The following is a 13,458-nucleotide window of genomic DNA, read 5'->3' on the forward strand; positions in this document are numbered from 1 at the left end:
AACAATAATATACAAAATTTCAATGATATTTCCAAGGAAAATCGATTAAATCGGATCTGAGAAGCATCAGGCTGAATCCGCAAAACTTTTAATAATTCCATATTCCAAGCCCCTTAGCTCTGCTAGTCCACGCAAACGCCCAATAGCCGAATAACCAGGATTTGTTTTCTTTTTTAGATCATCCAGCATTTGGTGACCATGATCGGGGCGCATGGGAATTGATATTTTCCTAGCTTGAGATATTTTCACTAATTGCTTCACTACCTGATACATATCTACATCGCCATCCAAGTGATTGTCTTCATAAAAATCGCCCCATTCGTTCCTGCGGGTGCTTCTTAAATGAATAAAATTGATACGATCAGCAAATTGCTCAATCATTTCTGGGAGATTATTGTCTGCTCTTACCCCAAAAGATCCGGTACAGAAACAGAGTCCGTTAGCCAGCGAAGGCACCGCAGAAATCAATTCATTAAAATCGGATGCCGTACTAAGAACCCTCGGAAGCCCCAAGATTGCATAGGGTGGATCATCGGGATGAATCACCATTTTAACGCCACATTCATCCGCAATAGGAATAATCTCCTCTAAAAAATAGATCAGGTTTTTACGAAGTTTATTTGCATCAATTCCCTGATACGTATCTAGAGCTTTTTGAAACTGCGCAATGCTAAAGCTCTCCTCACTTCCGGGCAAACCGGCAATAATATTTCGGGTGAGTAGTTCTTTTTCATTTTCGCTCATTTCGCTAAAGCGGATTTTAGCACGTTCAATTTCTGCCTCAGAATATTCTGTTTCTGCGCCCGGACGCATTAAAATAAAGAGATCAAAGGCCATAAATGCTGCCTTTTCAAATCTCAAAGCTTTAGAACCATCTTCCACTACGAAGGCTAAATCGGTACGCGTCCAATCTAGCACAGGCATAAAATTATAAGTGATGATTTTTATCCCACATGAAGCCAAATTGCGGATACTTTGCTTATAATTTTCGATGTATTTCTGAAAACCAGAAGTTTGAGTTTTTATGTTTTCATGCACAGGTACACTCTCCACAACACTCCATACTAGTCCCGCTTCTTCAATTTCCAATTTTCTTTTTTCAATTTCGGCTATCGGCCAGACTTCACCATTTGGGATATGATGCAAGGCACTAACGATGCCCGAACATCCTGATTGTAAGATATCAGATAAGCTTACTGGATCATTTGGACCATACCAGCGCATCGTTTGCTGCATTCCGTAAGCACCTGTAATTGAATTGTTTACATTCATTTAAACCCCTCCAAAAATTGAAAATCCACCATCAACACAAATCATTGAGCCTGTAACAAATTTGGAAGCATCACTTAAAAGCCAGACCAATGCGCCTTGCAGTTCATCAGGGTGACCAAAACGCTTAAAGGGCGTATTTCTAATCACTTTTTCACCACGCTCAGTAAATGTCCCATCAGGATTAGTCAGGAGATTTCTATTTTGCTCCGTCAGGAAAAAACCAGGTGCAAGGGCATTCATCCGAATCCGATCACCATAGCGATTAGCGAGCTCCACAGCAAACCATTGATTATAGCAATCAACCGCTGCCTTACCCATATTATAGCCCAGAACACGAGTAATAGCACGTTTTGAATTCATGGAAGAAATATTGACAATACTTCCTTTTTCGGCAGTTTGAGCAATTGCCTCACCAAAAATTTGCGTGGGAATGATGGTCCCCCAAGTATTGAGTTCCATCACTTTCTTCATGCCCTCCAAATTCATTTTAAAAATATCCTGATCCGGCATTAGAACACCTTCAGGCTTATTCCCTCCTGCCCCATTTACAAGTCCGTCAATCCGTCCAAAAGCATCTAGAACCTTGTTTTTAGCATCAATTAATTGAGCTTCATCCATGGCATCGGCAATAAGCGCAATGGCACGACCACCCTTTTTATTGATAGCATTGGCACGTTCATTGGCCACATCTACATTTCTTCCCAGAATTCCAACCGCACCTCCAGCATTTACAATACCATTGATAAAGGAATTACCCAAGATACCTGTCCCACCCGTAACTACAATTACCTTATCCTTTAAAGAGAACTCATCCATGTTTTTATATCAATTTCATTAATTTATTTCGAATTTAAATAAATTTCAAAGGAATTCAATTCTAAGCCTTTTTTAATAAGAATTTATTGGGATTTGATGCTCCAGCGCAAGATAAAAGATGGAAGATCCTAAAAAAGCCAAATCCGACTTAAAAAGCCTTGTCATATCAAAATAATGTCAATGTAACATTAAGATTAGTATTCCTTCTAGGGCTAACAGATTCTGTATATTTACAGCTTATTTGAATTAAAAGCAGGAATTTTTTATCAATTCTTGTAAAAAACTCTATGAAAAGATTCACCATTTTTATTTTATTAATATTCATCATTTCTCCACTTTTTGCACAAAATTACCTCGTTAAGGGTATGGTTCAAGACAGTACTGGCACTCCTTTAACAGGCACATTAATTAAGTTAAAATGGGGAAAAGACAGCGTGGCTACTGCTGTTGACTTAGACGGTAATTTTAGTTTTAATAATGTAAAATGGACTGAATTTAATCTATCGGCTGCGTTTTTAGGTTTCGAGACCTTCATGAAGACCTATAAAATTACTTCAGGAAATAGCCTCATAATTCCTACAATTACCCTCAAAACTTCATCAAATACCCTTAATGAAGTGGTAATCAGTGCGATCACTTCTATAAAAATTGGAGAGGATACTGTTTCATTTAATGCGGCTGCCTACCCTGTCAGACAGGGAGATGCTGTAGATGAGGTACTTAGAAAGCTTCCTGGAGTAAAAGTTGATGTAGATGGCAATGTAACGAACCAAGGTCAAGCAATAACAAAAATAAGGATCAATGGAAAGGATTTCTTTGGGACAGATGTTGCTACTGCCATTAAGAATTTACCTGCCGATATCATTAAAAACCTTCAATTTATTGATGACTATGGCGATCAGGCAAGGTTAACCGGCATAAAAACTGGCGAGCCCGAAAAAATATTGAATTTAATCATTCAAGAAGATAAAAAAAAGGGTTATAGCCTTAGAATGTCGACGGGGAGGGGAAATGAAGATCGGTATAATAATTATATCCGAGCAAATACCTTCAAAAATGATCAACAAATATCATTTGATGGAACAATTAATAATTCGAATACTAGAGGCGGCGGAAACGGAATAACCACTACCAAAGCTTTTAATACCAATTACCGCAATGATTGGGGCAAGAAATATTCGGCCGATGCTGCCTATAGCTTTAGCAATAGAAGCAATAACACCCTCACAAAAACATTCACACAGAACTTTCTAGAAAACTTCACCCGCAGTGAAAATGCTTTTACTAATAATAGTAGCTTGAATTTAAGCCATGAATTTACAGGGAATTTAGAGTATAAACCTGATACAATAAATTACTTTAAACTTTCGCCACGCCTTACCTTCAACGATAATAATTCTAATAATTCTGGATTATATGATATCGAACAAGAGGCTTTAATTACAGAAAGAACGAACGAATCGGGTACAGATGCTAAGTCCCTAAATTTATCGACAAACTTATTTTATAACCATAGGTTTGCTAAGAAAGGCCGAAGCATGAGTTTTAGGGGTAATTTCAATCTATCTGATGGACAAAATTTCAGGAATGTTTTGAACAATTACTTGATTACTCAAAATGGGAAAGACTCAACAAGAATTCAAAATCAAGTTATTGATAATGTGAATGATAACTTATCTCTATGGGCTAATATTTCCTATATGGAACCCATTGCACCTAAGAATTTTGTTGAACTTAGCTATAGTCGCAGTTATTCTAACACAAATACAACACGTGAGACCAATGATGTGCTAAATTCAGTTTCTACATTCAATCCTGAATTAAGTAATGATTATGAATATTCATTTACAACCAATCGTTTCGGATTAAATTACCGCTTTATTGAGGATAAATTCAATTATACTTTAGGAGTAAATGCCCAACCGGCACTTTTGGAAGGTAGAAATTTAAGTAGAGGTATAGATACCCGAAATGAGACTTTCAATATTATACCTACGGCGCGACTATCCTATAAATTTTCGAAGCAGCAGGCATTACAAGTAAATTATTGGGGAAGAAATAACCAACCTGGCTTTTTACAATTGCAACCTATAACCGATAATTCCAACCTGCAAAATACGGTAACTGGAAATCCGGATCTAGACCCTGAATTTGTTCATTCATTTAATGCAAGATATAATCAGTCGGATTGGGATAAAGGTCATATTTTATATGCTAATATAGCCTTCAATCAGACTCAAAATAAGATTGTTACGACAAAAGTACAAGTCCCAAATACCATTAACCAGGTTACAAGCTATATTAATACCAATGGTTTTTATACCGCTCAAGGCGATTATTCGTATGGCGTACCATTTGCTGAACGTAAATTTACGATTACCTATTCAGGTCGTGGATCTTTCAATAATAACGTGGCCTTTATTGATCAGGCAAAAAATATTGCTAAAAACTTTGTAGTGCAGCAGGAACTGGAGTTTGAGGTTGATATTGAGAATGTTATAGATGTTGAACTAGAGACATCCTATTCGATTAATACTACCAAATACTCACAAGAAAGCTTCACTGATCGTAAGACTAATACCTTTCAATTCGTTTTAAGAGGAAGAAATTACTTCTTCAAAGACCTAACGTTGGGCTACGACCTACGAAAAACAATCAATTCTGGTTTTGATAATTCAATCGTTAGAAATCCTACTATTTTAAGATTATACACAGAATATCGCTTCATGAAAGCCGATGTTGGTGCCATTAGATTTGAAGCTTTTGATATTTTTAATCAAAATACTGGTATTTCAAGGGATGTATTCGATAATATCATCATTGACAGACAAGTAAACCGCTTAGGAAGGTATTTTATGCTTTCGTTTAATTTGAGGTTGAATAAGTTTGGAGGGAGAAGTAGTTAGGTGGTTAGTTGGTTAGTGGTTAGTAGTAAGTTTTATTATATCCTCGTAGGGGCGACCCTTGCGGTCGCCCAAAATTCGATTGCAATCAAATAAATCCCCGTTCAGACAATTTAGTTTTTAGTTGGTTAGGCTAACGACATTCGAAATAATTGTCTGTTTTTTTGTCTTTGCTCCTTGTTCCTTATTCCTTGTTCTAATAAATTTTAGGCTAAATACATCTGAGACATTTTTCTAGCAATCTTATCCCATAAACATTAACTTTGATAGTGAAATAAGCTACCATTCAAATGCGCGATATCAGTCACAAACAAATAACCCTACGAAGTGCAAGGGCTGTTGCCATTATATTTTGTTCAGAAAAAAGTATTGAGCTAATCCATACAAATCAACTCCCAAAAGGCAATTTATTTGATGTGGCGCGTGCTGCTGGATTTTTAGGGGCTAAGCTTACTCCACAACTTCTTCCCCACTGCCATCCTGTAACTATTGATGGCATGGATTTTACGTTCAATTTTATCGATAAAGAGCTGCATTCAGATCTTTTTAATGAAGAAATACTAAACAGGACAGGTATTGTCATTCTAGGTGAAGCTAAATCTATTGGCCGCACAGGAATTGAGATGGAAACATTAACCGCTGTTTCGGTAGCTGCACTCGAAATTTACGATATGCTCAAACCAGTGGATACTCAATTAGAAATTGGGAACATCCGTTTATTAGAGAAAAAAGGTGGCAAAAGCGACCGCAATCGTCATTTAGAATATACCCCTACTTGTGCTGTTTTAGTTTGTTCCGACTCCACAGCAAAGGGTGAGCGTGAAGATAAAAGCGGAATCCTAATCACAGAAATGCTCAAAAATGTAAATGCCTCTGTCTTACATTATAAAATCCTACCCGACGATAAAGAGTCGATTCAAGATCAAATCTTAACTTGGGTAGCCGATGATATTCAATTTATTTTCACTACTGGCGGCACAGGTTTAGGTCCCAGAGATAATACCGTAAGTGCTGTTAAAGAAATCATTGAGCGTGATGCAGATGGGATAACTGAGGCGATGAGGAATTTCGGACAAATGCGCACTCCCCTAGCCATGATGAGTCGCTCTGTGGCAGGTGCCATCAATAAAAGTATGATTATCACCCTTCCGGGAAGTCCCAAAGGTGCAAGAGAATCATTAGAAGCCATTTTACCCGGAGTTTTTCATGCCCGCAAAATGATGGATGGTGAAGGGCATTAAATGCTGCGTCTGAATTTATTTTCTATAACTCCAAGATTTACAAAGATTTCGTGGTGCAATGTTTTATTAATTTGAAAGAGGAAGAGTCACCATAATGCTTGTTTTCTGTATTTTTTGATACAATTCTCTGTGGCTTTGTAACTCTGCGAGAAATCTTCTCTGCGCTAATCTGCGAAATCTGCGGGAGCTTCTTTTTTGTTTCGCGCAGATTACGCAGAATTCCGCTGATTTTAGCACTGTTTTTTGCTCGCAGAGAGGCAAAGCAGAAAATAAATGATAATCTGCCGACTGGTACGGTGACAACACCGACCAGAGGAACGGTAATTTACGTAGTATTTAGTAGGTATTATTTAGAAATGAGTGGATTAGAAAATAGGGTTCTAAAAAACTATGGAGAGTTTTAGATATATAATTATTAAGAAATTGATAAAAGTCAGGCCCTTAATGAACCATAATTTCTTAATGTTTTTAATTTGAACCATACGTAGGGCCAGGTCACGACCTGTCATCTTTTAAATGAATAAAAACCATTAAGACATTAAAGAAATACTATTTCTTCTCTAAAAAATCAGGTGAAACTAATTCTCCATAAAATGAAATTGGCTGTCGGTGCATGCTATTAACTGTTAAAGTTGCAAACCCTGAACTAGTTATGGAAAGCATCATCAAATCTGGATCTGAGGGATTATTTATACGTATTTTTACCTGAAAACCAGCCTTCTTGGATTCCTTTATTGAATAATCGAAGTCGGTAGAAGTGAAACTCAAAGGACTTTCAGTTGTGCCCATTGGTGCTCTAAAAGCGACTCCAAAATAGGGCAAATGACTATCCAATGAATCTTTGTTGATTTTCAAAAAATAAATGGATGTAAGCCGTATAACCGAGCCGGAAAGTGGCGTTGCCGACTCAGCTAGGAAAACATACTCTTTACTTTCAATCATTCGCTTTACTTCAGCTTTCTTCTTTTCTTGACGCGTTTGTGCTTGAATAGATTGGGATAAAATCACAAAAAGCATTAAAAAAGAGATTCTGAGTGAATTTTTTAACTTTTGCATATCCTTATTTTATTGAATATACGCAAAAATCGTGCTATAAATATATAAGGATGGCCTAGTACAGTGGCAATAGTGAACAATGTCTTTCCTCCCCCTACCCCCTCCAGAGGGGGACATGCACACGACATCTAAGTAGTGCAAGACACTACTCAGCCACTTTTTTACAGATGTCGCCAGCCTGATAACTGTCAACTGATAACTGTCAACTGATAACTGACAACTGTCAACTGACAACCGACAACTGTCAACTCATCCTACGCCGTTGCAACCAATTTACTTGTACTCCTATACACATAATTAGTGTAAATATGCCTTCTAGCAAAGCGCGCAGGAGAATCCGCGTTGATTAGCTTTACATAAATTGCCTTTGGAACGTCAAAGTATTCGTAAACTGAACCATCCATGAAATAAACGGTCAGAATTTGGTTTTTAAACTCAAAATCGGCCAAACCTGAAGTTGTGGTCGTAAGTTTATAATCTTCAATAGTTTGTTGGCGGGTTTCGGCAGCAATACTTACTAGAAAATGATAAGCCTCAATAATCAGCTTACTTTTTTCTTCAGCTTCTAATTTACTTTCTTCAGAATCGGTAAATTTATCGGGATGCCAATTCTTCATCAAAGTACGGTAAACCGACTTTAACTCAGCCAATTCCACATTTTTGTCAACGCCTAAAATCTTTCTGTAATCAACTATTTTTCTCATGCTTCTTTATATAATCTTGGGAAGATTTTACTCAAAAAAGCAGACCTTCAGGAAAATAATGCCGCAAAGATACGCTTTTTTACCGTCAAAAGCTAATTAAAGCAGTGAGAATGAGTTCTTAATTAAGATTTAAAAATCAAAAATATCGTCAAGAAAAGATTTCTTTTTCTTGTGGGGATGTCCTTTATGGTAGTCGCCATGCTGCTCCTTGTAGTCATATTTTTTATAATCCGACTCATAATTATTACGATTTGATAAATGTTCGGCAGAACGCTCAAGTATTTTTTCAAGCTCGCCTCGATCTAACCAAATTCCGCGACAATCTGGACAATAATCGATTTCTACTCCTTTTTTATCGGCAATTAATAAGGTAGTCTGACAGGTTGGACATTTCATAATTCAATATTTTAATTATCTCTAAAGTTAATAAAGATATAATCCGCTAAAAAGTCGCGAATTACAAATTGACAATTCAATGTGAATACGAAGGTTTTCAAACAAAAAACCATTAGAAATTATCTATCGGCTATAAAAATCGTTTTGAGAAAAGGTCATATTTAGAAATATTGCAATACAAAGATGAGAAGTTGGAATGAAAATAGGAATATTTTTAAAAAGAGGAGTATGAAGACTCCTGATATTGAATAATCAGAGGAGATGCCTGCGCCTCACTAGGACAGTCGTAAAGGATTAAAAATTTTGAAATTATACCAATAATTGGTATTTTTATATAAAATATATCATCATGAGTAAAAACACATCGATTACTTTAGGCAATTATTTTGATCAATTCATTCAAAACATTTTAAAAGAGGGTCGTTATAAAAACACTAGTGAAGTATTACGTGCAGGTTTACGATTATTAGAAGAGGAGGAACAAAAAATCATTGCCTTGCGATATTCCATTCAAGAGGGAGTTAACAGTGGTTTTGCTGAGGATTTTAATCCAGAAGATCATTTAAAGAAATTAAATGCTGAGCGAGTGAAATGACAAAGGTTAAATTCACTAAAATTGCTGTAAAGGATTTATCTGACATTTGGAATTATACGGCTGATAATTGGTCAGAACGTCAAGCAAATATTTATTATCAATTAATTATCAAGGCATGTTCTGCAATAGCTAAGAAACCTAAAATTGGTAAAGATTATAATGAAATATTCCCCGATTTAAAAGGTAAAAAATCATCAAAGCATATCATATTTTATCGAATAATAGATGATCATTCAATTGAAATTACGAGAATCCTGCATGAACAAATGGATTTAAAAAATAAATTAGATATTGATTTTTTTTAAACACTATGCACCTGTAATCCCGAACGTTTGAGGGAAATAAGTTTTATAAAGGCTAAATTTTGGTGCTTTAACGAAGGTCCCTCACCTGCAGAAGAGCAGGTTTAGGGATGAGATTGATTTTTTGAGCGCTATGCACCTGTCATCCCGAACGCAGTGAGGGAACTTAGTGAGAGAAAGCAAAGTTGTGCTAAGAAAACGAAGGTCCCTCACCTGCGGAAGGGCAGGTTTCGGGATGACATCGCTTTTTAAGGTTGAAATTGATTTTTTATTTATGAAATGGTTTTAAACACATCTTCCTCAATAAAAGGTTGATTTCTTAAACGCTTACCTGTAGCCTTAAAAATAGCATTGGCTACTGCCCCACCTGTTGGCGGTAATGCTGGTTCACCTAATCCTGTAGGGTCAATTCCATTATCAACGAAATGTGTCTCAATTTCTGGGACTTCCTTCATCCGGATTAAACGATAACTATTATAATTATTCTGATCGGCAGCACCCTCTCTAAAGCTCAATTTGCTGTACATGGCATGCCCTAAACCATCTACAATTCCACCCATTACTTGATGAGTTGCACCATTTAAACTCACTACTTGTCCGCAATCAGACACCGCATAAATCTTTTTAACCTGTGGGAGACCAGCTTTCATCACTACTTCTGCAACTTGTGCAACATAAGATGCGTGTGAGAAGTAAACGCTAAATCCTTGAGATACATCCTTTTTCTTACCCCAACCCGATTTTTCAGCTGCCATTTTAATAACTGCTTCCATTCGATCAATATCATAGCGAATTTCACCTGCAGGCGATTTTTTAGCCTTAGCCAATAAATCAAGTCTGAATTGTACTGGATCTTTTCCCGCTGCCACAGCCACCTCATCAAGAAATGCCTGCTCAGCAAAGGCAAGGAAATTAGTTATCGGCGCACGCCATGCACCCGTTGTAATGGGCGATTTATGCTCAACTGAATCAATCAAAAGGTTATCAACAGCTCCTGAAGGGAAATTATTTTCACGTGTTGGATTACCTGAATTTATTCCCACACCCCTTAATTTATATCCTGTAAGGTTGCCAGAAGCATCCAATGCGGCCTCAAAACGATAACGCACCGCCGGACGATAAGTCCCAGCTGTCATATCATCCTCTTTAGTCCAAATTAATTTAACAGGCGACTTAATAATACTCGATAACTCAGCAGCTTCAAGCGCAAAATCATTGTATAACCTCCTACCAAAACCACCCCCTAAACGCGTAAGTTGGACCGTGATTTTATCCTCAGCGATATTTAAAAGCTGTGCAACTTGAGTACGTGCCCTGCCGGGAGTTTGTGTGGGTCCGACTAATTCAACGCCATCTGGGCGAACATGAGCGAAGAAATTCATGGGTTCCATCGGACTATGAGAGATAAATGGACATTGATATTCGCCTTTAATCACTTTAGCTGCACCTTTAAAAGCATCATCAACATCACCCTCTTTTCTACGAACAGTAGCTTGTCCATTGTCCATGAGGTTCAAAAATAATTGATCATGATCCTCAGTGCTTTCTAATGCAAACTCCTTCTCATACTCAATTTTAAGCATTTTACGTGCTTTGAGTACTTGCCAAGTAGATTTACCAACAACAGCCACATTATTTTTAAAAGAAACCACATCAATAATTCCAGGCATTGATTTCGCCAAAGAACCATCAAAGGATTTAAGCTTCATCCCAAATTGTGCGGGACGTTGAATCATAGCATACACCATCCCTTCACGGTAAAAATCCAATCCGAATAAAGGCTTTCCCGTTACAATTTTATGATTCTCAACATTTTTAAGTGATGTACCAATCAGTTTAAAATCCTTACGATCTTTTAACTTCACTGTACTTGGCACCGGAATTTTGGAAGCAGCCTCAGCAAGATCTCCAAAAGCTAATTTTTTACCGCTTGCACGATGAATAACAAAGCTTTCTGATGCAAAACATTCAGAAGCAGGAACTCCCCATTTCTGTGCTGCTGCTTCAACAAGCATGAATTTAGCCGTTGCCCCAGCATTTCTCAATAATTTCCAAGAATGAGGTACTGCCCCACTCCCTCCCGTTAATTGGCGATCAAATTTATTATCAAGATTAGCCTGCACAACCTTCACTTTTTTCCAATCGGCTTCCAGCTCTTCTGCTACAACCATTGGAAATGAAGTGATAATATTTTGCCCTAATTCAGGGTTTGGTGAAAGAATGGTTATCGTACCATCTGTTGCAATAGATAAATAACTATTGAAATTGATGTCTCCAGGAGCCACACTCGTAAATACTGTAGACGCATTGGCATCGCTAGTAAACCAATTGAATCCTAATACGAGTCCGCCACCAGTAATAGCGCTCATTTTCAAAAAATCGCGTCTGCTATTGTTTGTTGTACTTTTCATAGGAATCAAATTTTAGTGCTTGCCAATTTAACTGCCTCACGGATACGGTGGTATGCGCCACAGCGACAAATATTGCCGTTCATAGTAGCTTCAATCTCATCCATGCTTGGATTGGGGTTCTGCTTTAACATAGCTGCAGCAGTCATAATTTGACCTGCCTGACAATAACCACATTGGGCCACATCAATCTCATCCCAAGCTTTTTGCAGTGGGTGATCACCCTTTTCGGATAAGCCTTCAATGGTAATTACCTGCGAATTGCCAACTGCTGCAATTGGATACACACATGAACGTGTTGCCGAACCGTTTACATGGACGGTACATGCACCACATTGCGCTATTCCGCATCCATATTTAGTCCCAACCAAGCCTAAATGATCGCGCAAAACCCACAATAATGGGGTATCCGCTTCAACATCAGCTTGGAGTGTTTTTCCGTTAACCTGAAGTTTGTAAATGGCCATATTTTTTATATTTTGATTTCAAAAAGCGTAAAAATGCGATGTCTAAATGCTAATTTCTATGATTTTAATAAAAATACATCAAAAAATTTCATTTTTAATAATTTTAACAATCTTGATACAAAGAATTATTGCTTCATGAGCCATTTTAGAGAAAAGCTAGCAAAAACATTTTCCTTATAGTCCTCTTTTTCAAAAAAGACGCCTATTTGGCCGTTTGCTAATACTTCAATATCAGAATAAGCCGCAGAACCCGTATAAATCACTTTTCCTTTCGACCAAGTTTTGCCTTCATCCTTACTATATTTTACCGTTAAATTAGCACGCTCCTTTTTAGAATCTAAATTTGAAAACAATAATAAATTACCATATTTCTTTGATTTATAGCGAATTATAGCACCATTACAGCTTGGATCAACTAATGAAGGTTCATTTTTGCTAGTCCATATTTTACCCTCATCAGATGATGTATGAACAACTCGCATACCGTTTTTGTTTACTCGGGAGTTTACCATCCAGCGGCCATCAATAAGCTCAATAACCTTCGACTCATCGGCAGGTGTTACAGGAGTTTCCTTGAAAAACCATGTCTTACCATGATCATTAGATCCAAAAATAAATACTCCATATTTTAAATTGACTAAGGTATGAAGCAATGTACCTGAAGCTGTTTGAGTCCCTTTTCCTGAAGTCACAAATTTGAAATCCTTTTTCCATTCAGGTTTGCTGATTTGAGCAGTAATATCTTCGGGTTTAGACCAAGTTTCACCATTATCGGTACTTTTTATTACATGAAGATAATAGATGTCCTTTTCCTTATTCAAATCCATGTAATTATAAAACAAGAAAACTGTTCCAGTTTGGGTATCTGATATCATGGAAGGATCAGAAGCGGAAAAACCAAATGGAAAATCGATAACAGTCTGTATATCAGACCAAGTTTTACCATTATCTTTACTTTTTCTAATCACAATATTGATATTTTTATGGGTTCTCAAATCATCACAAGATTGATTACGTTCATCAATTGCTGCAATGAGATCTCCATTTGGCGCCTTTAACAAAGCAGGAATACGATAACATGAAGGAGAAGTTTTCATGGCAGCCATCATCGAAGCATTCATGGATGTATTGAACAAATCTTGAGAATAACTAATGCCTTCTGCAAGACCTTTTACCTGACTATTAACAGAGCCAATGCTGCCGACCACAATAAAAGCGGCTAAGAATGTTTTTTTCAAAGAAATCATAATCATTTAATTTTTTGTTGAATTTATGATTTATGTTTTAAAAATCAAATA

General features: G+C 37.0%; 12 protein-coding genes. 4 read left to right on the top strand and 8 right to left on the bottom strand.

The genetic code is table 11. The features are described 5' to 3' along the window. Positions 1–66 precede the first annotated feature (66 nt). A complete protein-coding gene (gene uxuA, locus QZ136_RS08775; protein WP_291402522.1) occupies positions 67–1,272 on the bottom strand; it encodes a mannonate dehydratase in 1,206 nt (401 codons plus the stop codon). Next, the gene (locus QZ136_RS08780; protein WP_291402525.1) at positions 1,273–2,088 is read right to left on the bottom strand and encodes an SDR family oxidoreductase; all 816 of its coding nucleotides are present in this window, start codon (positions 2,086–2,088) and stop codon (positions 1,273–1,275) included. It abuts the gene before it with no gap. Between the two features lie 287 nt (positions 2,089–2,375). Here QZ136_RS08780 and QZ136_RS08785 point away from each other — a divergent pair, with 287 nt between their 5' ends. Both QZ136_RS08785 and moaCB read left to right on the top strand, forming a co-directional pair. Then, entirely contained in the window at positions 2,376–4,994 is a 2,619-nt protein-coding gene (locus QZ136_RS08785; protein ID WP_291402527.1) for an outer membrane beta-barrel protein, read from the top strand. 287 nt (positions 4,995–5,281) lie between these two features. After that, the gene (moaCB, locus tag QZ136_RS08790) at positions 5,282–6,232 is read left to right on the top strand and encodes a bifunctional molybdenum cofactor biosynthesis protein MoaC/MoaB (RefSeq protein ID WP_291402529.1); all 951 of its coding nucleotides are present in this window, start codon (positions 5,282–5,284) and stop codon (positions 6,230–6,232) included. Positions 6,233–6,781: 549 nt separating this feature from the next. On the opposite strand, the gene QZ136_RS08795 is transcribed toward moaCB, so the two are convergent. The 3 genes from QZ136_RS08795 to QZ136_RS08805 form a co-directional block, all read right to left on the bottom strand. Continuing rightward, a complete protein-coding gene (locus QZ136_RS08795) occupies positions 6,782–7,288 on the bottom strand; it encodes a DUF4251 domain-containing protein (protein ID WP_291402531.1) in 507 nt (168 codons plus the stop codon). A gap of 254 nt (positions 7,289–7,542) precedes the next feature. Further along, positions 7,543–7,992, bottom strand: coding sequence for a KTSC domain-containing protein (locus QZ136_RS08800; protein ID WP_291402533.1), 450 nt, complete (start codon positions 7,990–7,992; stop codon positions 7,543–7,545). Between the two features lie 129 nt (positions 7,993–8,121). Beyond that, positions 8,122–8,388: a zf-TFIIB domain-containing protein gene (locus QZ136_RS08805; RefSeq protein WP_291402535.1), complete on the bottom strand. Its 267-nt coding sequence runs from the start codon at positions 8,386–8,388 to the stop codon at positions 8,122–8,124. Positions 8,389–8,737: 349 nt separating this feature from the next. On the opposite strand from QZ136_RS08805, the gene QZ136_RS08810 reads away from it, so the two are divergent. Both QZ136_RS08810 and QZ136_RS08815 read left to right on the top strand, forming a co-directional pair. Then, a complete protein-coding gene (locus tag QZ136_RS08810) occupies positions 8,738–8,983 on the top strand; it encodes a type II toxin-antitoxin system ParD family antitoxin (RefSeq protein WP_291402537.1) in 246 nt (81 codons plus the stop codon). After that, on the top strand, positions 8,980–9,288 hold the full coding sequence (locus QZ136_RS08815; protein WP_291402538.1) for a type II toxin-antitoxin system RelE/ParE family toxin: 309 nt from the start codon (positions 8,980–8,982) through the stop codon (positions 9,286–9,288). The genes QZ136_RS08810 and QZ136_RS08815 overlap by 4 nt, the downstream gene beginning before the upstream one ends. 269 nt (positions 9,289–9,557) lie before the next feature. Here QZ136_RS08815 and QZ136_RS08820 read toward each other — a convergent pair whose 3' ends face one another. The 3 genes from QZ136_RS08820 to QZ136_RS08830 form a co-directional block, all read right to left on the bottom strand. After that, entirely contained in the window at positions 9,558–11,696 is a 2,139-nt protein-coding gene (locus QZ136_RS08820) for a molybdopterin cofactor-binding domain-containing protein (RefSeq protein WP_291402540.1), read from the bottom strand. 5 nt (positions 11,697–11,701) lie between these two features. Further along, positions 11,702–12,154, bottom strand: coding sequence for a (2Fe-2S)-binding protein (locus tag QZ136_RS08825; RefSeq protein ID WP_363245164.1), 453 nt, complete (start codon positions 12,152–12,154; stop codon positions 11,702–11,704). A gap of 131 nt (positions 12,155–12,285) precedes the next feature. Beyond that, complete coding sequence (locus QZ136_RS08830) at positions 12,286–13,407, bottom strand: sialidase family protein (RefSeq protein WP_291402544.1); 1,122 nt, start codon at positions 13,405–13,407, stop codon at positions 12,286–12,288. Positions 13,408–13,458: the final 51 nt, after the last annotated feature.

The organism is Daejeonella sp. (assembly GCF_017495225.1).
Taxonomy (GTDB): Bacteria; Bacteroidota; Bacteroidia; order Sphingobacteriales; family Sphingobacteriaceae; genus Daejeonella.